The following is a 22,318-nucleotide window of genomic DNA, read 5'->3' on the forward strand; positions in this document are numbered from 1 at the left end:
GGCCGCGGATGCTCGGCCAGTGCGGGGCGGGCAGCCGCCGGCGCGACGGTGGCCGCGGGGCGGCCGGCCCGGTCACGACGCCACCCGCAGGTGCGCGGCGTCGGCGCGGCGGACCTGGAGGGCGACCACGGCGGTCACCGCGAGCGTGCATCCCGCCAGCAGCAGGATGAGCAGGACGGCCTCGGTGGCCCACGGCCAGTCCGGCAGGGCGGCCGGGATGGGCGCGGCGCCGGTGTCGGAGCGGACGAGCAGGGGCGCGACGACACGGGTGGCGAGCGCGCCGACGGCCGCGCCCGCCGCGTGCAGGGGCAGCAGGATGCCGGCGTGCTGGCCGAGCAGTACGGCACGGATCTCGCGCCGGGACATCCCGAGGCCCCGCAGCCGCGCCACCTCCAGGGCGCGGACCTGGAGGTCGCAGGTCACATGCAGGACGACGCCGGCGAGCAGCAGCAGGGCGGCCGCCGGGACGAGCAGCCGGAGCGCGGCCGGCAGTCCGGCGCGCAGGGGGCCGCCGGTGAGGCGGGCGGTCTTCCCGCCGCGAGTGGTGACGGTGCCGAGGTGGAGGGCGGTGGCGCGCCCGGCGGCGTCGGCGTGGGCGGGGTGGCCGACCCACCAGCCGTCCACCGGGAACTCCAGATCGCCGCTGACGACGAGCGCGCGGGAGAGGGTGTCGAGGTCGGCCAGGACGGCCGCGGCGCCGGGGGCGGACGGGACGGCGGGCAGCACCTCGGTCACCCTGACCGGGACCGGTGTGGTGCCGACGGTGAGGCTGAGCCGGGAGCCGCGCCTGGCGCCGACCTCGCCGGCGAAACGCGCGGAGACGGCGACGGGTACCGGTCCGGGGGCGGGGAAGGCCGTGGCGACGAGGTTGCGGGCGGCGTCCGGAGCACCCTTGAGCTGGACGGTCGTCGTCATCCTCAGCTGGGTGCCCTCGGGGGTGCCGGCGAGGGCGACGGCCGGATCGCCGAGTTGCCCGGGGGCGGGTGCGGCGGAGGTGACGGTCCAGGACGACCCGGCCGCCGCCCCCGCGGAGGTTCCGGGCACCGTGAGCGTGACGGCGACGCGGTCGTCACCGGCACCGGCGGCGTTCCCGGGTGCGTTCACGTCGGCCGCGAACGGCAGGGACACCGCGACCAGCCGCAGTCCCTCGGCCGTCGCGCAGGCCGGCAGCGGGTGCGCCTTCCCGTCGAGCGGGACGGGCGCGCCGCCGCAGGGGATCCGCAGCCCCGTGGCGTCCTGCAGCAGCAGCCGAGGGGTCATGATGAGCGGGGTCGCGCCGGTCGCCGACCCGGTCACAGTGAGCGCGGCGCCGGCCGGGACGGGGACACCGGTGGCGGGGGCCGCCGGCGCGAGGGCGGCGCCCACGTCCCTCCAGCCGCGACCGCCGTCCAGCCGGCCGCGCAGCAGGGCCTCGGCGCGGGCGGCGTCGACGGCGACCAGCCGTGGTGTCTCGCCGGCGTTGCCGAGCCACTGCCCGACCGCGACGCCACGCCCGGTGGCCGGGCTCACCGTTCCCCCTGTAGCGGCGCTGACCGCCGCGCCCTGCCCGGCGTCCGGCGGGGCGGTGAGGGTGAGAGCGAGGTCGGTCCCGACGGACAGGTCGGCCTGGTCGTGTTGTGAGCGTTCCCATGTGGTGTCGAAGGCGATCCCGAACGTGCCGGCCGCGCACGCCAGGGCGATCAGCAACCCCGCGGCGACCGCCTGCGGCCGGCGGGCGGCCTCGAACGCGGCCAGCGGGACGACCAGCCCGCGGGCGCGGCGCGCCAGCCGGTCGGCGCCGCGCAGCGCCGGCGGCACCAGGCGCAGCGCCAGCGCGGAACCCGCGGTGAGGAGCAGCGCGGGGGCGAGCACCCGGACGGCGTCGGCACCGGAGCCGGAACCGGTGGGCTGCGCCCGCAACTGCCACCAGCCGGCCGCGGCGAACGCCACGAGCAGCAGGTCGGCACCGGAGCGGGCCAGCAGTTCGCGCCGGTGACGACGCTCGCCGGCCGTGGGGGCGGGCCGTACCGCGAGGACGACGAGCACCGCCGCGAGCGTCAGCGCGCCGCCGGCGACGGCGAGCACCTGGACTCCGGTCACAGCCGGCCGGACGGCGAGCCCGGCGCCCGCCATCGGTGGCAGGTGGGTCAGGACGGCGTGCAGGGCGGACGAGGCGGGTATCGCGAGCGCGGTGGCGAGGACGGCGAGTGCGCCGGCCTCGACGGTGGCGGCGGCGGCGAACTGGCCGCGGCCGATCCCCAAGGCGGACAGCAGGGCGGTCTCGTCCGTGCGCACACCGGCGGTGAGCCGGCCGGCGAGGGCGAGGGCGGTCGCGGTCAGGACGCCGCCGAGGACGGCGACGGCGAGCACGACGGCGGCGGTCACCTGCTGCTGGTCCCGGGCGGCCAGAAGGGTCGACGGCAACCGGGAGGCGACGCGTTCGATCTGCACCCGGTCGCCGAGGGTGCGCGCCAGCCGGCGGTCGGCGCCGAGCAGGGCCCCGGCGACGGTGTCGAGGCCACGAAGGGTGGGCCTGGACAGGTCGGGATGGGCGGTGATCTCCAGCCGGTCGATGGTGGATCCCCCGGCGAGCAGGTCGGCGAGGTCGACGACGAACGGCCCGTAGGCGTGGACCGGCTGCGCGGAACGGCCGTCGTGGTAGGCGAGGTCGTAGCCGGCGGCGGCGAGAGGGTCGCGGTCCCAGCCGGTCCCCCGCAGCGGGCGTACGACGCCGACGACGGTCACCTCGAGCGGCGGGGCGGAGTCACTGGACAGCTCCCGGCCGAGGTGGACACGGCTGCCGAGGGTGAGGCCGAGCAGCCGCGCGGTGGGTTCGATCACGACCGCCTCCAGCGGCACGCCGGGCCGCCGCGCATCGGCCGCCGCACGCGGCCAGCGTCCGGAGATCATCTGGGCGCGGGCCGGCAGACCCTCCACACCGGACAGGTAGGCCTCAGCCGGGACGCCCTCCCCCGCGGCACCGGTGGGCGGCATCGTCCGCATCACCGACGACGCGCGCGCCGCCGTCGTCGCGGCGAACGGCGCGAGCGCCGAGGTCAGGACGCCGCGGGTGTCGCCGGCGACGGACCGCGCGTCCCGGCCGCGGACGGTGACGGCGTAGGCGGTGACGTCGACGTCGGCGGTGCCGGCGCGGGACATGGCGGCCTCGAGTGCCTGCTCGGCGGTGCGGGTGATGAGAAGGGCGCAGGCGCCCAGCAGGGTGGGGCCGACCATGACGACCGCCAGCAGGGCCGCCAGCAGTGACCACTGCGCGCGGGCCCGGTGGGCGAGCAGCCTCAGCACGGGCGACACCTGGTGATCACGGGGCCGCCTGCCCGTCGAGCCGTCCGTCGTTGATCCGGATGACCCGGTCGGCCAGCGCCATCATCACCGGGTCGTGCGTGGACACCAGCGCCGTGACGCCCTCGGACTCCACCACGCCCCGCAGCAGCGCCATCACCGACAGGCCCGTCTCGGCGTCCAGCTGCCCGGTCGGCTCGTCGGCGATCAGCAGCCGGGGCGAGGCGGCCAGGGCCCGGGCGATCGCGACCCGCTGCTGCTGACCGCCGGACAGCTCGCCCGGACGCTGCTGGGCGTGGTCGGCCAGGCCCACCAGCTCCAGCAGCAGCTCGACCCGGCGCTCGCGTTCCGCCGCCGGGACGCGAGCCAGCCGTAACGGCGCGCCGACGTTCTCCGCGGCCGACAGCACCGGGATCAGCCCGAAAGTTTGGAACACGTAGGCGACCTTCTCGCGCCGGAGCAGGGACAGGCCGTCCTCGTCGAGGGCCGTGACGTCGGTGCCGTCGACGAGGACGGTGCCGGCGTCCGGGCGGTCCAGGCCGCCGATGACGTTGAGCAGGGTGGTCTTGCCGGAGCCGGACCGGCCCACGAGGGCGGTCATCGTGCCGGCGGCGAGATCGAACGACACCTCCCGCAAGGCGTGGACGGCGGTCGCCCCGGCGCCGAAGCGCCGGTGGACGCCGCGGACGGTGAGCAGCGGCTCGCCTGCCGGACGGGCGCTCACGCATGCCCGCCGAGGTCGGGACGGATCGCGACGTGGTCGGCCTCCAGCGCCAGCCGGACCCGTCTTGTTAGCGCTAACGCCTCGCGGTAGTCGCGCGGTACCTGGACCCGCCCGGCGCGGTCCATGACGGCGTACTCCTCGGCGATCACCTGCGTGTCGCCGTCGGCGCCGGTGGCGGTACGGCGCAGCACCTCGCTGCTGGTGCGCCCGTCGCGGATCGCCACCGTTCGCGCGACCTGCCCGCTGACCTCGGGATCGTGGGTCACGATGACGACGGTGACACCGAACCGGCGGTTGACGTCCCGCAACGTCGCGAAGACCTCCGCGGAGGTGGCGGTGTCCAGCTCGCCGGTCGGTTCGTCGGCCAGCAGGACGCGAGGCTCGTTGGCGAGGGCCACCGCGATGGCGACCCGCATCTGCTGCCCGCCGGACAGCTGCGCGGGACGTCGATCGGCGCAGTGGGCGATCCCGAGGGTCTCCAGCAGCTCGGCGGTGCGCGCACGGCGGGCGCGGGCCGGCGTGCGGGCCGCCGTCATGGGCAGGTCGATCATCTGCCGCGCGGTCAGGTAGGGCACGAGGTTCGCGGCCGTCTGCTGCCGGACGAACCCGACGGTGTGCCGCCGGTAGTGCACGCGGTCGGCACGGGACATCTCCAGCAGGTTCCACCGGTCGACACGAGCCCGCCCGGCGGTGGGGGCGTCGATCCCGGCCAGGATGGACAGCAACGTCGACTTGCCCGACCCGGACGCCCCGACGACGGCGATCATCTCGCCGCCCTCCACGACCAGGTCCAGACCCTGCAGCGCCTGCACCTCGACCGACCCGGACTGGTAGATCCGCACCAGGCTCTCACAGACGATCAGCGCGTCCCGCCCGAACTCCGGCGCACGCTGAGGCGGCTGCGGCAAGGACAGCGGCCTGATCGACATTCCCCCTCCTTCGCCCCGGCCGTCGCGCTGATCTCGGGCCAGACTCTATAGCCCGCACCCGAGCCGGGAGAAGGAGGAGATCGACATCGCCGGCCAGGGATCGATGGGGCGCGCCTCTGCGCCTGGTGGTGCCGTCGCGGGGGGCGACGGGTTGATTTCTCGCGGTACAGTCGGCCCCTTCGGGGCCCGTTCAGCGACCTTTGAAAGTGCCGGTTCGCGTGGGATGCGGCCCCACTTGTCGATCGTGGACATCTCGAGCTGACCCGGGCCGCTGCGCACCTCGCCAGTACTCCTTCGGCTGGGACACACCAGCCGAAGGAGTAGTAGGGTCTCAACCGTTTCGACAAGCCGTGTTGCCTCGCCCCCTTGAATCCGCCCGCAGGAGGACGGGGCGCTCGCATTTAAGGTCAGGCAGGTGCCACAGGTCAGGGTCGCCCGCGTACGGCCTGGCCGGTTTGGCAGGTCTCTGAGCCAACAAGGCCGTCAGGGGTGATGTGCTGCTGCTGGAACTGATGGTCACCGTCACGGTGACCGGGCCAAACCACCGGTCGGCGGCATCACCGAATCGGTGATCTTTCGGGGGACCGCGAAGCTGCACGGCCTGACGACCAGCCGGGAGGACTTCGAACGGTGCGCCGAGGCGCTCGCCGACGCGCGCGTCGAACGGATGGCCGGGCTCCGCGAGATGGCTGCCGCTCCCGACAACCACACCTCCGTCGCGCACATCCACGTCGACCATGTCTTCCTGGCATGGGCCGCTGACGGCGCCCTTACGAGTGAACCGGCGCATCAGGTGCGCTGGTGCACCGCTGTCGACCTCGCGCAGGCGCCTGACGTTGCGGAGGACTCCCGATCGCAGGCCGTCGACCTCATGCAGCGGTGACTTCAGGGCAGATCGCTCAACCAGGGGTGCCGGTAAAAATCATGTCATGAGCCCCAAACGGCGTTGTTTTTTAGAGAGCTTCACAGGCCGAGGTTGGCCTGAAGGCCAACACAGGCGTCCTTCCCAAGTCGGAGATCGTCGGTGTGGAATCAGGGTTTTCGTAGGGGATGACTCCGACGCCGTACCGCCCTCTCGTGTCGGATCTTGATACGGCGGAGGCCGAGAGCCGGACTCCGTGAATCGGAGGAGCAACGTGAAGGGAAGATGCACCAGCGCGCCCGTCGTGGCGTGCTTGACCGTGTCGTTGCTGGCAACGCCTGTCGTGACCGCCACGGCGGCGGCAGACGCGAGCCCGGGCGGTCGGCCGAGTTTGCAGGCGATGCTGGACAAGGTCGTCGCAGGCGGTGCGGTCGCCGCGATCGCCGAGGTTCGCGACGGGGACAAGACCTGGCGAGCCGCCAGCGGCAAAGCGAAGATGAACAATGCCCAGCCGGCCCCGGTGGACGGGCGCTTCCGGGCCGGGAGCGTGACCAAGTCGTTCACGGCGACCGCGGTGCTTCAACTGGTGGGAGAGGGAAAGCTGCACCTGTCCGACAGTGTGGAGCAGTGGCTGCCGGAGCTCGTGGACAGGGGCGCCGACATCACGATCAGGCACCTCCTCCAGAACACCAGCGGCCTTCCCGAGTACTCGACGGGCATGATGGACGAGGCGGGCATCCCCAAGGAGCGCTACCGCACCTGGTCGGCACGCGAACTGGTGGAAAGAGCGGAAAAGCTTCCGCGGGACTTCCCACCCGGGTCTGAGTACAGGTACTCCAACACCAACTACATCGTGCTCGGCATGCTGATCGAGAGGGTCACCGGCAGGCCGTACGCGACAGAGATCAGGGAGCGGATCCTGCGACCGCTCGGCCTGCGGCACACCCGCGTGCCGGGAGCCTCACCGGAGGTGTACGGCCCGCACGCCCACGCATATGTGCCGGTCACCAGGGTGGCAAGGTCGTCCCCGTTGACGTCACACGGTTCAATCCCACGATGGCCGGTGCGGCGGGCGAGATCATCTCCACCACCGGGGACATCAACCGGTTCTACCGCGCCCTGTTCCAGGGCAAGCTGCTCCGCCCTGGTCTGCTGAAGGAGATGAAGGATCCCGGCACGACCGAGGGATATGGGCTGGGGCTGGAGCTGGCGCCTCTTCCCTGCGGCACTGCGTTTGGCCATGGCGGCGGCGCCCCGGGCTCCCTCACGGTGGCGTTCAACTCAGCCGACGGTTCGCGACAGGTCACATTGTCGATCACCCCGTTCTCCGGTGACCCTCATCAGGCGGCCATGACCCTGTTGACCTCTGCGCTGTGCCCTTAGAGGGCGCCTGCCTTGGTGGGAACGGGTTCGGCAGGAGGTGGGCTGCAGTAGGCCGCGTCGACCTCCTTGGTCAGAGTGTCGGCGTCGGCTTTGACCACGGACACCTCCTGGGGGCGGCACCGCCCGCGGCGCGGATGGGGTGCGCCGGTTGTCCAGGTCCATGTCCTGGAGGTTCAGGGGAGGATCCTCGCGGCGAGCGAGCCTCACCAGAGCAGGGCCTCTTCTCGTTCGGCGTGTACCCTCCACGAGCGGCGGGTGACCTCTACTCGAGCGGCAGGGCATTGGCCCACCTACGGCCCGGGGACGCGGCTGCTGACCCGGCGCGTCACGGACGTCTCCAAGCTGCGCAGAGACGATGTCGTGGTCCTGAAGCCACCGGAGGAGGAACGGCCGGTTTTCCCCCGGCTACTGGCCGGCGACGCAAGCACGGTCATCGGAGATCCGGTGACCGACCTGGTCGTCAAGCGGGTGCACGCGCTGCCCGGCGATCGGGTACCGCGCGCCCGCGTCTCCGCACTCACCCACGTCGACGAGGAAGCCGTACCTCCGGGACGTCTCGTGGTCCTCGGCGACAATCCGGAGGACTCGGTGGACTCTCGCAGGTACGGCTACCTCTCGGAGAGTGCGCTGGTCGCGGTGGTCATCCGCCCGCTGGAGGGCGGCCCGGACTCCAGGAAATGAGACTCGAGGGCGGGACAAGGGACCGACGGACCCCTGCTCGGCGGCGCCTCGCCCTCGTCTCCGCCCGCCGTCCCCGCTGCGGGACGGCGGGCGGTTGGCGCCTGTGGACCCCGGTCATGTGCAGGACGCGGGTGACGAACGCGCGGTCTTGTACGGTCAGTCAGTGTCTCGACCGCCGTTGAAGATCGGCCGGCTCATTCTCCGCGCCGGTGTGCTCGAGGATGAGCTCGGCGACGCGGTGCGGCAGACCGGGAGAGAAGAACCCGTGCCCCATACCGGGGACGGTCCGCAGCCGTGCCCCCGGGATCCCCGCGGCGACGGCCTCGCCGTGGGCCGGCGGGCGGAGGGGGTCCGCTGTGCCGTGGATGACGAGCGTCGGTGCCGTGATGCCGGACAGGGACACGAGCCGGTCCTCGGTCATGCGCTTGGCGGCCAGGTCATGGTTGGCGGCGGTGGCCTGGTCGGGGTCCCGTTCGTAGGAGAGTTCGACGTTGCGCCGCGCGGCGTCCTCGTCGAAGGCGAGGACGCCGCCGTTCAGTACGCGCCATGTCTCCAGGGCCGCCGCGACGCGCTCCTCGGGTGTCGAGGGCGGTGACCCGGCCAGGCCGGCGAGGTGCGCCAGCACCGTCGGCGCCGGAGGCGGGAGGTCGTCGGGGTCGGGGGACCGTCCGGACATGGCGCGCACCCACGCGTCCCTGGCGTCGTGGCCCATCGGGCCGGTCATGATGGCGGTGAGGGTCATGACGCGCTCAGGGCGGTGCACCGCCAGCCACTGGGCGATCGCACCGCCGAGTGAGGCGCCGACGACGTGCGCGGCGGTGACACCGTGGCCGTCGAGCACGGCCGTGGCGTCGGCCGCCATGTCCGCGAGCGTGTACGGCCGGTCGGTGAAGTCCACGTGCGTCGACCTGCCGGTGTCGCGGTGGTCGAACCGGATGACCTGCCGCCTCCCCTTCACCAGACCTTCCACCAGTTCGTCGGGCCATCCGATGCCCTGGGCGGAGGTGCCCATGATGAGCAGCACGACCGGATCGTCACCGTTGCCGAAGCGCTCGGTCCACAGGTGAATGTCTCCCGACGTGACGAATTTCCCCTCGACCAATTCCACGACGATGAATATAGCGCGACAAGGCTATTTAGTTCGAAATGTAAATAATGGCGAAAAGGCGATATAATTGCATCGTTGAATACGAGGGAGCGAGGTCGGCAAGGGCCTACATCGGACGCGACTCGTGTCACCTCCGTCTCCGCGAAACAGTCCCTGTAAGCGGACCAGGGGAGGTCGGGAATGGCACGGCGTGCGCCATCGGTCGCGGCTTCAGGAGAGTCACGGGACGCCTTGGGCGTACGGGCTCCGGCCGGAGAGGCCCATGCCTGGTATCCGGGGACGAACCAGACCCTGTGCGGGCTCGCCCTGAGCCGGTCCGGCCTGCGCCGCTTCCACCACGTGCCCTGGCCGGAGGTGTTCCCCGAGTCGGGCGGGGCGGCCGAGGAGGTCCGGGTGGTTTGCCCAAGATGCCGCGCCGCGTCGGGACGGCGCTCCGCCCGGGGCTGGAGCAGGACCTGGGTCAGGAACTCCCCGCGCCCGTGACCCTACCGGCCTGGAGAAGGCGGCCGGCCCGGCGGCTCGACCAGGTCCGCGCCGAGGCGAGTCTCGCCCCGCTCCCCTCGATGCGGCGACGGAAGCTTGTGGCCCGCGTCTTCGACGAGCGTCTGGCCGCCGCCCCGGACCCGGAGGCGGCGGTCGAGGCCGTCATCACGCTGGTGTCGGACGACCTGCTCGGCGGACGGCGCTGATCGCCCGTGAGCGAAGGCAGGCCGGTATCACCTACTCGGGTCAGAGTGGTCCGGGCTCGGTTCGGAGTCGGCGGATGGCTGTTCGACCGGGAAAAAGATCGGGCTGAGCAGGTGTTGTGCGCGGTCCGGCGTTGGCTGGTTGGCCAACAGGGGCAGGATCACGCGACGGAGCTCGTTGATCATCTGTTCCAGCTCGCCGCGGGTGAGCCAGAGGGCGTGCTGCCGGTAGCCGACGAGATCCGCCACCGGGTCGGCATCGTCGCGGTCGAGGTAGGCGTTGAACTCAGTTACCAGGACGGCCATCGAGGTGGCGAAGACGCGCCGGTGGTCGTCGGGCGTCATGGCCGCGAGCGCATCGGCGTCGAGGACGGCTCGGTCGTGGCGTAGCCGGTAACGGCGCTCCACCGCGCCGCGCACCCGCCTCTCCCCCGCCACTTCCAAGATTCCGCCGGTCACGAGCAGGTCGACGTGCCGGTAGACCATGGCCTTCGAGGTGTCGGGGATCCGTGCGCACAGCTGGCCGGTGGTGAGTTCCCGGTCTCCGCGCATCGCGTGCACGATCCGCAGCCGCACCGGATGCGCCAGCAGCTCCAAAGTGTCCACGGTGCAACAGTCTCATGTCGTGCTACCGTTCGCAAAACAGTAGAAAGGATGGTGTCGGGATGACCACGGGAGTGGATCCGGTGGCGATCGCCATGGCGGTCGTCGAGATGGCGCGCAGTGGACGCTTTGCTGACGTCGAGACATTGTTCGCCCCGCCGCTGCGAGCGGTGGTCTCCGCCGAGACGCTGCGAGTCGCCTGGGAGAGTCAGCTCTCCAGGATCGGGGCGATCTCCGCGGTCGGGACGCCGATCAGCGAGCCGGCCCCCGAGAGCTCGGTGACCGCATCGGGGAAGGCGGAGCTGGTCAAGGTGAGCGTCCCGGTGACGTACGAGCGTGGCGGCCTGACGGTGGTCATGTCGGTCGACGAGACCGGCCTGGTGCAGGGCCTGCAGCTCGCGCCCGCGCTCACCGGGCAATGGACGCCGCCGCCGTACGTCCGCCGCAAGAGGTTCGACGAGCATGAGGTCACCGTCGGCTCCGGCGCGCGGGCCGTGCCCGGCACGCTGAGCCTGCCGCGCGGGCAAGGTCCGTGGCCCGGAGTGGTGCTGCTCAGCGGCGGCGGGCCGTTCGACCGGGACGCCACCAGCGGCCCCAACAAGCCCCTCAAGGACTTGGCCTGGGGGCTGGCCGGCCGCGGCGTGGCCGTGCTGCGCTTCGACAAGGTGACCCACACCCACGCCGCCCAGGTGGCCGCCATGCGCGACTTCACGATGGGCGACGAGTACGTCCCGCACGCCGTCGCGGCCGTCCACCTGCTCCAGCGCCACCATGCCGTCGACGCCGCGCGCGTGTACGTCGCCGGCCACAGCATGGGCGGCAAGGTGGCCCCGAGGGTGGCCGCCGCCGAGCCGTCCGTGGCCGGGCTGGTGATCCTGGCCGGTGACACCCAGCCCATGCATCAGGCCGCCGTCCGCGTCGTCCGCCACCTCGCCGCGCTCGATCCCGGCGCGCAGGCCGCGGTCGAGGCGATCACGCGGCAGGCCGCGCTGGTCGACAGCCCGCACCTGTCGGCCGAGACACCCGCCACGGAGCTGCCGTTCGGCTACTCCGGGGCGTACTGGCTGGACCTGCGCGACTACGACCCGGTCGCGACCGCGGCCGCGCTGGACAAGCCGATGCTCATCCTGCAGGGCGGCCGCGACTATCAGGTGACCGTCGCCGACGACCTCACGGGCTGGCAGGAGGGCCTCGCCCACCGCACGGACGTCACCATCCGCGTCTACGACGCCGACGACCACCTGTTCTTCCCGGGCTCCGGCCCGTCCACGCCCGCGGACTACGACAGGCCCCAGCACGTCGACGCGGCCGTGATCACCGACATCGCCGACTGGCTGGCACCGCGCCGATCGGCGGTCGCCCGGCTCATCTCCGGCTTCAAACGCTGACTCCCGGCTCGCCACCCCCTTGCAGGAAGGGCACCGCAGTGATCGACGAAACCTCCTCCACTCCCGCACGACGTCAGCTGGACTGGCTGCTGGACGCGTCGCTCCGGGGTCCGCTGCCGGACGGCGAGATCCGCCGGCACCTGGCCCCGTCCCTGCTGGAGGCGAGCGGCGGACCGGACGGATTCAACGCCGCGCTGGCCGCAGTGGGCCCGCTCACGCTCCGGGAGACCCTCACGACGCGACCGGACCAGGTGCAGGCAGCCGTGCACGGCCACACCACCGGCTACCGCGTCACGGTGCACGTGGAGGCGGCGGGGCGCGTGGACAACCTGCACCTGACCCCCGACGAACCTGCGCCGACCTCGTGGACCGAGATCGACGCACGGCTGGCCGGGCTGGGAGCACGCGTGTCCTTCGCCGCGGCGCAGATCGAGGCGGACGGACAGTGCCGCATCGCGCACGGCCTCGACGCCGACACGCCACGCCCGATCGGCTCGGCGTTCAAGCTGTACGTGCTGGGCGCGCTCGCCCAGGCGGTCGCCGAAGGGCGGCTCTCCTGGAACGAGGAACTGGCCATCCGCGACGACCACAAGAGCCTGCCCTCGGGCACCCTGCAGAATCGCCCGGCCGGCACCACGCTCCCGCTGTCGGAATACGCCGACCACATGATCTCGATCAGCGACAACACCGCCACCGACCACCTCATCCACCGGCTCGGCCGGGACGCGGTGCGACGGCAGCTGTCGCTGTTCGGCCACCGGCAGCCCGATGCGAACGTCCCGATCCTCACCACCAAGGCGTTCTTCCAGCTCAAGGCCACCTCGGACCAGGACCGGGCACGGCGGTACCTGGCCCTGCCGGCCCACCAGCGCATCGCCGCGGTGCTGGAGCTGGAACGGTCACCGCTGCCCGGAATACGCCAGACCTGGTCCCGGCCCAGATACATCGACCAGATCGAGTATTTCGCCTCGCCGGTCGACATCTGCCACGCCTACGCAGGCCTGCTGCGGCTCGACCAGCCCGAGATCCACCACGCTCTCTCGCTCAACGACGACGGACTTCACCTCGACGCTCTGCGATTCCCGGCAGTCTGGTACAAAGGCGGCAGCGAGCCCGGCGTCGTGACCCTGCACTACCTCGCCCGCACCGCCGACGGCCGCGCCCTCGCCACCAGTCTCATGGTGTCCGACCCCACCACCGCACCCGACACGACCGACGTGGCGGCCAGAAGCCTGTCCATCCTCCGGCAAGCGTTCCACCTCCTGGCCCGGCAACGGTGACCGGCCGAACGCTCACCTGGTCGGACGTAGTGGCGGTGCTCGATCGTCCGCGGCAGGGGTCAGACGGCCGCGCGCGGATATCCGGCGAGGCCGTCCTTGTCGCGTAGCTCCCGCAGTTCGTGGCGCGGCAACGACGCGGTGACCAGGCCAGGGGATGTTCCGGCCTGGACCAGTCGCGTGCCGTCCGGGTGCCAGGCGCCGCTTCCCCCGCATGACTCCCAGCCCGGCCCGGTGCCGGCGAAGTTGGCCACGACGGCGAACATCCGGTGGTCCATGGCCCGCGCCGCGAAGTGGACGTCCATGCGCCGGGCCTCCCGCATCGTGTACAGGGCCGACGCGGCGTAGACCTCGGCACCCTCTCGGGCCGCCGCCTCGGCGTGGCCGGGCACCCCGGCGTCGTAGCAGATGGCAAGGGCGACACGCCAACCGTCGATGTCGAGGAGACCGCTCGTCCGGCCGGGCTGGAACAGATCGCGCTCCCGGCCGTGCAGGTGGCGCTTGCCGTAGACGTGGAGCTTTCCGTCGGGGCACATGACGAGGGAGGCGATCGGACCCGTGCCGTCGGGCCCGCGGTACGCGGCGCCCACCACCGCGGTCACGTCGTTGTCCACGGCGGCACGACGGGCGACGTCGAGCCGGGGATCATCCTCGGTCACCCAGGCCGACGGGTCGCCGAAGAGGTCGAGGTCGTAGCCCACGAGGGAAAGCTCGGGAAACACGAGGAGTCTCGCCCCCGCTTCGGCGGCGGCGCCGATCAGAGCGGCCGCGGAGACGGCGTTCGCTCTCACATCCCCTCGCTCCGGCACGATCTGGGCAAGGGCCACGGTGAGCATCTCAGTGGACACCCGGGCATCCTATCGGCCGCGTCGATTCGCCAGGGGCACGGCCGGCCCGCCGGGACATTTGGACGCGTGCTGAGGCTCGCGTCCTGACCCGGTTCCTCCCGGCGGGTGACGCGGTTCCCCCTGGCGGGGGATACGCGGGCTCGGAATGGTCGCGATCTTAGGAACAGAGCGGGCCGGGATCGCCTGCCCGATCGCAGGTCGCGATGACCATCCGGGCCGATCGCGCGTCTGGACGAGGAGAGTTCCCATGACCGTTCGTGCCATCCCGGCGAAGCTGCACGGCCGGACGGCGGCGGGCGTGCCCCGCTGGGCCGCGTGGACCGCCTACGCCGCCGCCCTGACCCCACTGCCCTCCAGCATCTGGCGGATCGCGGCCGTCAACTTGGGCGCACCGCTGCTGGCGCAGATGCCGGGGGCGACGGCCGTGATGGAGCCCGGCGCTCCGGAGATGCACACCACCGACAGCCTCGACTACGTCCTGGTCGTCTCAGGCGAGGCCACGCTGGAACTCGACGACGGCGACCAGACGGTGTTGCGGGCAGGTGACGTGGTCATCCAGAACGGCACCCGGCACGCCTGGCGCAACCACGGCGCGGGGCCCTGCACGATCGTCGGCGTCGCCATCGGCGCGGAGCGCACCCGGCCCGCATAGTCCAGGCCCTCCTTCCCTGGCCACCGTGATCCGGCTGCGCGGGGGCCGTCACGTTCCGGCGGATTCGCGGGAGGAGTCAGGCGTGGGGCGGCGGACGCGGGGGGCGGGCTGGCCACGGCGGGCGGCCTCGGCCTTCAGTCGCTTCCTCAGTATCCTGCCCTGGCCGAGGAACGAGCGGTTCCGCTCGCGGCGGTCTCCGGAGAGGCTCCAGTCGTTCAGGGCCCGCTCGACCCGCACGCTCAGCCGGTCGCCCTCTCCGGTCGCGGTGCCGACGAGCACCACGTTCTCCTGCCACTCCATGGCCGGGCCGTGCCGGTGGAAGGTCAGGCACACCGGCCCCTCGGCCGTCTGGACGCCCACGGGCAGCCGCAGGTCGAAGCCGGCCTCGGTGCGTACGGCGGAGCGGGTGCGCACGGCCAGCGGCAGGCCGTCGGCGACCATGGTGACGACGGGCTCGCCCAGGCGGGCCGCGCGGTCGGCGAAGGGCCGCCAGTCCGCCGGCGGGGCCACGCGGCCCGGCAGCCGGGGGCCCGTGGGGGCGGGATCGGAGGCGGGTACCGAGACGTCCCCCGGGCCCGTCCAGACCTCGGGCGTCCTGGACAGGTCGCCCTCGGGCCACCAGACGATCCTGTCGGGGGTGACCTCGACCCAGATGCGGGCGAAATACCACCCCAGCCGCTTCACCAGGAACCACGGCATCCCGGCGAACCCGGCGCCGGTCTTGGCGAGCGACTCCCGGACGTACCGGTCGGTGTTGGCCTGCAGATCCGCGTCGCGTACGGTCGCCCGGCCCTGCACGAGGACGATGGGCGCCCGGTCCGGTCCGGTGCCCTCCGCGCTGGAGTGGAGCAGCGCGACGCGCGGGTCGCGCCGGGCACGCTCGGCCTTGTCGGGGTAGGTGAGCCCGGTGCTCACGTCGAGCGTGCCGCCCGCGCCGACGTACGGTGTGACGGGCCAGGTGACGGGCCGGCCGTCGCGGGTGAGCGAGGCGTACTCGCAGACCAGGGCGCGGCCGAAGATCTCGGCCGCCTCGCGCGGCCACGTGGCCGAGAGACCGGCGTGCGTCATCAGGAAGCCGGTCAGATGTCGTGGTGTGGTCATCAGTCTGTCCCCTCACTTGTCGGGAACAGAGTGCGCGACCCGCCTCTACGTGCACTTGCCGAGGGCTTGTCGGGCCCTTGTCAGCCAGTAGGCCGCGCCCGCCCGCTCGAGCAGGCGCACCGCCTCCCGCAGGTGGGCCCGTGCCCCCTCGCGGTCCCCGAGTGCCAGCAGCGCCTCCCCCATGTGGCCGTCGTACGCCCCGCTGACGGTGGTGCACGTGTCGTTCACGAGCAGCAGCCCGGCGAAGGGACGGAACGCGTCGTAGACCTCCCGCGCGACGTCCAGGTCGCCGAGCCGGATCGCCGCGTGCAGCCGGCACGTGGCGGCTATCGCCCAGTGGTAGTCGCGCGGCGGGGGAGGGGTCTCCCGCAGGAGCCGCCGGGCGCGCTCGTGCTCGCCCAGGCCCGCCAGCGCGTACGCCAGCGCGTAGCCGACCCCTGCCAGGCCGGTACGCCGGAACATCTCCTCGACCCATGCCGCCTCCTCGCCGAGGCGGTCCTCGTGGATGAGCGTCTCGGCCCGTACGGCGATCATGGTCGCCTCGAAGTAGGCGAGATCGGCGAACGACAGCGTCGCCCTGACGGGCTCGAAGTGGCGGGCCGGTTCCGGCACGCCCTGGAACAGGTCGAGTCCCCCGTGCGCCACCGCCGCCTGCAGCGCCAGCATGGGATTGTGCAGCTCGCGCAGCAGCGTGTCGATCTCGGCCAGCAGCGCGCGGGCCTGCGGCACCCTGCCGTGCTCGACGAGATGGACGACGAGGTGGAGCTGTGCGATCACCCTGAGCTGGGACGACAGGTCCGGCTCCGCCAGCAGGCGCCGCGCGGTCTCGGCGCGCTGCTCGATGAAGTCCTGTCCCTGCATGGCGAGCAGCCGCAGGTGGAGCACGCGCCGCAGCAGGGCGGGGTCGCCCAGGCGCCCGGCCGCCGCTACGGCCTGCGACGAGACCGGGTCGACCTCGTCCTCGCGACCGGTCTGGGCGAGCACGACGGCCCGGACGGCCTGTGCCGTCGCCCAGGCCGGCGTGGACGGCGGGACCTCTCGCACGGCCCGGTCCATCGAGTCCCGCACGGCGGCCACGTCAAGGCCGTACCGGAAGGGCACCCAGATGCCGTGTCCCATCGCGATGTCGGCGGCCCTGACGGCCCTGTCCAGGTCGGCGCCGGCCAGGGCGAGCGCCTGCTCGACCGCCTCGTAGCCCTCGTCGAACCGCCCGGCGGCGTAGCGGCTCTCGGCCAGCCCGACGGCGAGCTCGAACCGCTCGGCCGCGCCGGCCCCGGCCGGTTCGGCCGCCGCCAGCGCCTCCTGCCACGACACGGCCGCGTCGTCGGGCGCGTGCCGCCGCAGGGCCGCCCGCGCGGCGCGGGCGGAGTAGTCCATCGCCATGCGGGCGGGCTCGGCGCCCAGCTCCGCCGCCGCCAGCCAGTGCCGGGCGATCACCGCCGCGCGGTCGTCCCGGTCGCCGTGGACGCGGGTGAGGACGCCCGCGACCTGTTCGTGCACGCGCGCCCGCCACAGCCGCGACCGTCGCGACAGCAACGCGTCGGTCACCAGGGCGTGCGCGAACTCGTACACGCCCAGCCGGTACGACGACTCCCGGACCAACCCCGCGTCGAGGGCCGCGTCGAGCGGCGGCAGCAGGTCGCCGACCGTGCCGCCGGCGACCTGGGCCAGGACGCCCGCCTCGAACTCGTCGCCCATCACGGCGGCGAGTTCCAGCACACGGCCCGCCTCCTCCCCCAGGCCCGCCACCCGGTGCAGCACGACGTCCAGCACACCCTGCGGCAGTTCCTCGCCCGCCCGGGCCAGCTCCCCGAGGAAGAACGGGTTCCCGGCGGTGCGCCCGCGCAGTTCCTCGGCCCTGCGGCCGCCCGGGTCGCGGCCGGACAACTCCCGGACGAGCGCGCGGACCTCCTCGGTGGCGAGCCCGTCGAGCCCGAGCCTGCGCGCGCCGAGCCGCGACAGCGCCGACAGCGTGGCGGTGAGCGCCGACGCCTCGTGCCGCCGGAAGGTCGCCACCAGCAGCAGGCCCGGACGGGCGGTGGACGCCACGTGGACCAGCAGCCGCAGCGTCGCGTCGTCGGCCGCGTGGATGTCCTCCAGCACGACGATCACCGGGCCGACGCCGGCCAGGAACGTGCCGACCGCCTCGAAGAACCGCAGCCGCGCCCCCTGCGCGTCGGACGCCGGGATCGCCTCCAGCCCGCCCGACAGGAACGTGCCCACCTCGTCGGGCAGGGCGGCCTCCGGGGCCGCGGCGGCGAGGTCGCGCAGGACCCGTTCCCAGGGCCACAGGGCGGGCGCGGTCTCGTGGTCGGGACTGGCCCCCCAGCCGACCGGCACTTGGGCGGTCGAGCGGAACCGCCGCAGCAGGCTCGTCTTGCCGACGCCCGGCTCGCCGTCCACCAGCACGACCTGCCCGGCGGCGGACGACGCCTTCGCCGCCTCGTCCAGGAACTGCAGCGCGCTCTCGCGGCCGACGAAGACCGGCTGGTCCGCCGTGGGCTCGGGAGCCCTGCGTGCCGTCGTCGGCGCCGGAGGCCGCCGCGCGGGCGACGGCGTGGCGGGCCGCTCCGGCGGGAGCAGCGTGGCGTCCTGGCGCAGCACCGCGCCTTCGAGCTCCCGCAGCCGTGGCCCGGGGTCGATGCCCAGCTCTCCGGCGAGCACCTCCCGCACCTTGCGCAGGCATTCGAGGGCCGCCGCCTGCCGGCCCGCCCGGTAGTGGGCCAGCACCAGCAGCTCCCAGGCACGCTCCCGCAGGGGATGTTCGCGGACGAACGGGTCCAGCCGCGCGACCACGTCCGTGTGGCGGCCCAGCTCCAGCAGGGCCGCGGCCAGTCCCTCCACCGCGTCCAGCCGCACCTGTCCCAGACGGCCGATCTCCGGCTGCGCCCACTCCTCGGAACGCACGTCCGCGTACGGGTCGCCCCGCCACAGGTCGAGCGCCTCGGCGAGGGCGGCCGCCGTCTCCTCGTGCCGTCCCCCGGCCAGATGGCCGGACCCGGCCGACACGAGCGTCTCGAAGTCCCTGGTGTCGAGGCCGAGCCCGCCGGTCATCAGGCCGTACCCGTCGGCGGCGCTGACCAGGACGGTCGGGGTCGTGCCCGGCCGCCGATCGGGCTCCAGCCGGCGGCGCAGGTTGGAGACATAGACCTGCAGGCTGCCCTGTGCGCTGGCCGGCGGGTTGCCGGACCACAGCCGATCGGCCAGGAGGTCCGCGGGGAGCACGCGGTCGGCGTGCATCGCGAGGAGGGCCAGGAGGGCTCGCTCCTTCGGCGGTCCGGCCGGTACGACATGCCCGGCCACGACGAGTTCAATGGGCCCGAGGACGTTCAGCCGCACGGGCCAATAGTAGGGATGCACCTTTGAAACGGTCCAGATGTCCGGCCCGCGGGTGCACCCGCCCACCGCGCCAGGGCGTCGGCGAGGCCGGAGACGTCGGCGGCGGAACCGGCCCAGCAGACATAGCCGTCGGGCCGTACCAGCACGGCGTCCGCACCGAGCTCGGCCCGCACGTGCGCCCGGCCGATCCTGGCCGACCACGGCTCGGCGACCTCCGCGAACGCGGCCTCGTCGGCGGTCGTCAGCAGCAGGCCGCGGCCGTCGCGCAGCAGCCGCGCCACGCGGCCGGGCCCGGACGGCGTCACCAGGTCGAGGTCGGGGACGTGGCGCCCCAGCAGGTGGTGGCGGCGGCCAGGCAGGTCGTAGCGGATGTCCAGCCCCGAGATCATTCCGGCGACGATCCGGTTGGCCTCCGGTACCCGTAGGAGCTCCTCGACGATGTCGCGCAGGGCCAGGTTCTCCTCGTCGTGGACGAGCAGGACGGCTTGGGCGCGGGTGTTGGCGAGGACGCGTGCGGCGACCGGATGCCGTTCGGAGTGGTAGGTGTCGAGCAGCCCATGGTGCGCCCACCCGCCGATCTCCCCCGCGAGCTTCCACCCCAGGTTGAACGCGTCCTGCAGACCGAGGTTGAGTCCCTGCCCGCCCACGGGCGAGTGGATGTGCGCGGCGTCTCCGGCGAGCAGGACCCGCCCGTGACGGTACCGCTCGACCTGACGTGAGGCGTCGGTGAACCGGGAGGCCCATCGGACGCCCGTGAGCCGGACCCCCGGGCCGAACTCGTTGCGCAGGGCCCGCTGCACCTCCCCCTCGGTGATCGGGGTGTCGCGGGAGAGCCCCTGCTGCTCGGCCCCGTAGAACAGGAACCGGTGGACACCGTCGCCGATGGGAGCGATGTAGCCCTTGCCGGTCTTGTCGGGCGTCATGACGGGCAGGGTCCAGGTCTCCGGCACGACGCCGTCCGGGTCGGAGATCGTGATGTCGGCGACCACCGAGAGCAGTTTCCCGTCCAGGCCGGGAAAGCCGATGCCCAGCAGCGCGCGGACGGTGCTGCGCCCGCCGTCGCAGCCCACCAGGTAACGAGCCGTGAGCCGTGACTCGCCCCCGGGTCCGAGGAGAGTCGCCTCGACCCCGTCGGCATCCTGCGACAGCGCGGTCACCTGGTGTCCGCGCATCACCTGAACGCCCAGCTCGCCGAGCCGTTCCTCGAGCAGCGCCTCGACGCGCCCCTGGGGATGCCGATCGCGTACGGGTGCCGGGTGTCCCAGGCGGTGTGATCCAGGCGGAGCCCGGCGAAGTGCCCACCGGGCACCCGCTGGATCGCCCGGTCCATGAGGGGCTCCAGCAGGCCTCGTAGTTCGAGCGCCTCCGCGGAGCGGGGCTGGATGCCGAGCGCCTTGGACTGCCCGCTGCGCCGTGTCAGCCGTTCGACGACCACGGCGTGCACTCCGGCGAGGCCCAGCTCTGCGGCGAGCATGAGCCCGGTCGGCCCGGCTCCGACGACGATCACATCGACGCTCATCACGGATGCTCCGTTCGACAGGGGCCGGCGATGAGGTCGCCGACCGCTGCGCAGACGGTAGCTGCGGGGGTGCCGGTTTCCGCAACGATACTTGCCCGCGATGGACGGTGATCCGGCCACAGGACCCCGCCCTCGCCGTACCACGGCGCCGGCTTGGCCGTACCGCCTTCCCACCGCCGCGGCGCCGGAGAGGCCCGGCTCGGGCGGAGCGAGGGGACGGCGCTCCGCCGGCCGACAGGAGGGACCCGTGGTGTCGGCCGGCGCTGGAGACCGCGGAGCCACGCACCGAACGGCGCGGGGCCGGCGGTGGTGTCAGCCGGCGCTGGAGACCGCGGAGCCGATGGTGTGGACGCGGAGGGCGTTGGTGGAGCCGGGGTTGCCGGGAGGGGAGCCGGCGACGATGACGACCTTGTCGCCCTTCTCGGCCCGGCCGGCCGACAGCAGGGCCGACTCGACCTGGCGCACCATGTCGTCGGTGTGGTGAACGAACGGCACCTCGAACGTCTCGACACCCCAGGTGAGGGCGAGCTGGCCGCGCACCTGCGGGGCCGAGGTGAACGCCAGCAGCGGGATCGGGGACCGGTAGCGGGCCAGCCGGCGCGCGGTCTCGCCCGACATCGTGAACGCGCACAGCGCCTTGGCCCCGACGATGGCGCCGACCTCGGCCGCCGCGCGGGCGATGGCGCCGCCGGTGGTCTCGGGAAGCCGCTCGAAGGTGTGCGTGGAGCGCAGCGCGTCGGCCTCGGCGGCCTGGGCGATGCGGTCCATGGTGGCGACGGACTCGATGGGATAGTTGCCGACCGAGGTCTCGCCGGAGAGCATGACGGCGTCGGCGCCGTCCATGACGGCGTAGGCGACGTCGGAGGCCTCGGCGCGGGTGGGCCGGGGCGCGCTCATCATCGAGTCGAGCATCTGCGTGGCGACGATGACCGGGTGGGCCTTCTCGCGGCACACTTCGATGATGCGGCGCTGGACGATCGGCACCTGCTCCAGCGGCAGCTCGACGCCGAGGTCGCCGCGGGCGACCATGATGCCGTCGAACGCGTCGACGATCTCTTCGAGGCGCTCCACGGCCTGCGGCTTCTCGATCTTGGCGAGCAGGGGCAGGTGGACGCCCTCCTCGTCCATGATGGCGCGGACGAGGGCGGCGTCGTCGGGGCTGCGCACGAACGACAGGGCGATCAGGTCGAAGCCGGTGCGCAGGGCCCAGCGCAGGTCTTCTTCGTCCTTCTCGGTCAGGGCGGGGGCCGAGACGGCGACGCCCGGCAGGTTGAGGCCCTTGTTGTCGGAGATCATGCCGCCGACGAGGACCTTGGTGACGACGCGGGGGCCGTCGACCTCGGTGGCCTCGAGCACGAGGCGGCCGTCGTCGACGAGGATCTTGTCGCCGGGGTGGACGTCGGCGGGCAGGCCCTCGTAGGTGGTGGAGACCATGGCGCGGTCACCGGGGACGTCTTCGGTGGTGATGGTGAAGACGTCGCCGAAGCCGAGGCGCACGGGGCCTTCGGCGAAACGGCCTACACGGATCTTGGGCCCCTGGAGGTCGGCGAGGACGCCGACGGCCTTGCCGAGCTCGGCGGCGGCCTCCCTCACCCTGGTGTGGACCTCCTTGTGGAGCTCGTGGCTCCCGTGGCTGAGGTTGAACCGGGCGACGTTCATTCCGGCGGCGATCAGCTCGCGCAGGCGCTCCGGGGAGGAGGTGGCGGGCCCCAGTGTGCAGACAATCTTCGCTCGACGACTCACAAGTCCTACCCTAATTGGTACAGACCACTTGGGGATGACGAAGTGCGCAGCGCCTGGCGAAATCCAGGTGACGCGACCCCGGCCATCTGGCGCCCTCAGGCCCGTCGTCGCAGGTGGCCCTCGGTGAAGCGGGGACGCGGTCACGACGAACGCGACCCGGCGCTCGAGGTCCGTGTACGTGTTCGTGCGCCACTCA

At 73.0% G+C, this 22,318-nt stretch carries 17 protein-coding genes and 1 pseudogene; 7 read left to right on the forward strand and 11 right to left on the reverse strand.

From position 1 onward, the window contains the following. Positions 1-72: 72 nt before the first annotated feature. From KIK05_RS44030 to KIK05_RS44040, 3 genes are read right to left on the reverse strand one after another with little or no spacing between them, the layout of a single operon-like run. Positions 73-3,282, reverse strand: coding sequence for an FtsX-like permease family protein (locus tag KIK05_RS44030; RefSeq protein WP_308250400.1), 3,210 nt, complete (start codon positions 3,280-3,282; stop codon positions 73-75). A gap of 16 nt (positions 3,283-3,298) precedes the next feature. Continuing rightward, complete coding sequence (locus KIK05_RS44035; protein WP_308250401.1) at positions 3,299-4,003, reverse strand: ABC transporter ATP-binding protein; 705 nt, start codon at positions 4,001-4,003, stop codon at positions 3,299-3,301. Next, positions 4,000-4,932, reverse strand: coding sequence for an ABC transporter ATP-binding protein (locus KIK05_RS44040; RefSeq protein WP_214416886.1), 933 nt, complete (start codon positions 4,930-4,932; stop codon positions 4,000-4,002). Before KIK05_RS44040 ends, KIK05_RS44035 begins: the two co-directional genes overlap by 4 nt. Positions 4,933-5,500: 568 nt before the next feature. On the opposite strand from KIK05_RS44040, the gene KIK05_RS44045 reads away from it, so the two are divergent. From KIK05_RS44045 to KIK05_RS44055, 3 genes and pseudogenes are all read left to right on the forward strand, one after another. Next, positions 5,501-5,815 (forward strand): hypothetical protein, encoded by a 315-nt coding sequence (locus KIK05_RS44045; protein WP_214416887.1) that lies wholly within the window; start codon positions 5,501-5,503, stop codon positions 5,813-5,815. Positions 5,816-6,194: 379 nt separating this feature from the next. Then, positions 6,195-7,177, forward strand: a pseudogene (locus KIK05_RS44050) (serine hydrolase domain-containing protein). A gap of 255 nt (positions 7,178-7,432) precedes the next feature. Then, positions 7,433-7,858 carry a S26 family signal peptidase gene (locus KIK05_RS44055; protein WP_214416889.1) on the forward strand — a complete coding sequence of 142 codons (426 nt, stop codon included), beginning with the start codon at positions 7,433-7,435 and terminating at the stop codon, positions 7,856-7,858. Positions 7,859-8,018: 160 nt separating this feature from the next. Here the strand turns inward: KIK05_RS44055 and KIK05_RS44060 are convergent, their stop codons facing one another. Then, positions 8,019-8,966, reverse strand: coding sequence for an alpha/beta fold hydrolase (locus tag KIK05_RS44060; RefSeq protein WP_214416890.1), 948 nt, complete (start codon positions 8,964-8,966; stop codon positions 8,019-8,021). Positions 8,967-9,364: 398 nt separating this feature from the next. Here KIK05_RS44060 and KIK05_RS44065 point away from each other — a divergent pair, with 398 nt between their 5' ends. Next, a complete protein-coding gene (locus KIK05_RS44065; protein WP_214416891.1) occupies positions 9,365-9,655 on the forward strand; it encodes a hypothetical protein in 291 nt (96 codons plus the stop codon). A gap of 27 nt (positions 9,656-9,682) precedes the next feature. On the opposite strand, the gene KIK05_RS44070 is transcribed toward KIK05_RS44065, so the two are convergent. After that, the gene (locus KIK05_RS44070) at positions 9,683-10,249 is read right to left on the reverse strand and encodes a helix-turn-helix domain-containing protein (protein WP_250564471.1); all 567 of its coding nucleotides are present in this window, start codon (positions 10,247-10,249) and stop codon (positions 9,683-9,685) included. A 68-nt stretch (positions 10,250-10,317) separates the two neighbouring features. Here KIK05_RS44070 and KIK05_RS44075 point away from each other — a divergent pair, with 68 nt between their 5' ends. Continuing rightward, positions 10,318-11,643 carry an alpha/beta hydrolase gene (locus KIK05_RS44075; RefSeq protein WP_214416892.1) on the forward strand — a complete coding sequence of 442 codons (1,326 nt, stop codon included), beginning with the start codon at positions 10,318-10,320 and terminating at the stop codon, positions 11,641-11,643. Positions 11,644-11,681: 38 nt separating this feature from the next. Continuing rightward, positions 11,682-12,923, forward strand: a complete 1,242-nt coding sequence (locus tag KIK05_RS47775; RefSeq protein ID WP_214416893.1) for a serine hydrolase — start codon at positions 11,682-11,684, stop codon at positions 12,921-12,923. Between the two features lie 59 nt (positions 12,924-12,982). Here the strand turns inward: KIK05_RS47775 and KIK05_RS44085 are convergent, their stop codons facing one another. Continuing rightward, a complete protein-coding gene (locus KIK05_RS44085; protein ID WP_214416894.1) occupies positions 12,983-13,768 on the reverse strand; it encodes a carbon-nitrogen hydrolase family protein in 786 nt (261 codons plus the stop codon). 247 nt (positions 13,769-14,015) lie between these two features. Here KIK05_RS44085 and KIK05_RS44090 point away from each other — a divergent pair, with 247 nt between their 5' ends. Beyond that, positions 14,016-14,420, forward strand: a complete 405-nt coding sequence (locus KIK05_RS44090) for a cupin domain-containing protein (protein ID WP_214416895.1) — start codon at positions 14,016-14,018, stop codon at positions 14,418-14,420. A gap of 48 nt (positions 14,421-14,468) precedes the next feature. On the opposite strand, the gene KIK05_RS44095 is transcribed toward KIK05_RS44090, so the two are convergent. The 5 genes from KIK05_RS44095 to pyk form a co-directional block, all read right to left on the reverse strand. Next, the gene (locus KIK05_RS44095; RefSeq protein ID WP_214416896.1) at positions 14,469-15,521 is read right to left on the reverse strand and encodes a pyridoxamine 5'-phosphate oxidase family protein; all 1,053 of its coding nucleotides are present in this window, start codon (positions 15,519-15,521) and stop codon (positions 14,469-14,471) included. Positions 15,522-15,566: 45 nt separating this feature from the next. After that, a complete protein-coding gene (locus KIK05_RS48595) occupies positions 15,567-18,860 on the reverse strand; it encodes an ATP-binding protein (protein ID WP_214416897.1) in 3,294 nt (1,097 codons plus the stop codon). After that, complete coding sequence (locus KIK05_RS48600; protein WP_308250402.1) at positions 18,851-20,035, reverse strand: FAD-dependent monooxygenase; 1,185 nt, start codon at positions 20,033-20,035, stop codon at positions 18,851-18,853. The genes KIK05_RS48595 and KIK05_RS48600 overlap by 10 nt, the downstream gene beginning before the upstream one ends. Next, positions 20,032-20,379 carry an FAD-dependent monooxygenase gene (locus KIK05_RS44110; RefSeq protein ID WP_214416899.1) on the reverse strand — a complete coding sequence of 116 codons (348 nt, stop codon included), beginning with the start codon at positions 20,377-20,379 and terminating at the stop codon, positions 20,032-20,034. Before KIK05_RS44110 ends, KIK05_RS48600 begins: the two co-directional genes overlap by 4 nt. Positions 20,380-20,691: 312 nt before the next feature. Next, positions 20,692-22,122, reverse strand: coding sequence for a pyruvate kinase (gene pyk / locus KIK05_RS44115; protein WP_214416900.1), 1,431 nt, complete (start codon positions 22,120-22,122; stop codon positions 20,692-20,694). Between the last annotated feature and the right edge of the window lie 196 nt (positions 22,123-22,318).

It is taken from the genome of Sphaerisporangium fuscum (genome assembly GCF_018531465.1).
Taxonomy (GTDB): Bacteria; Actinomycetota; Actinomycetes; order Streptosporangiales; family Streptosporangiaceae; genus Sphaerisporangium; species Sphaerisporangium fuscum.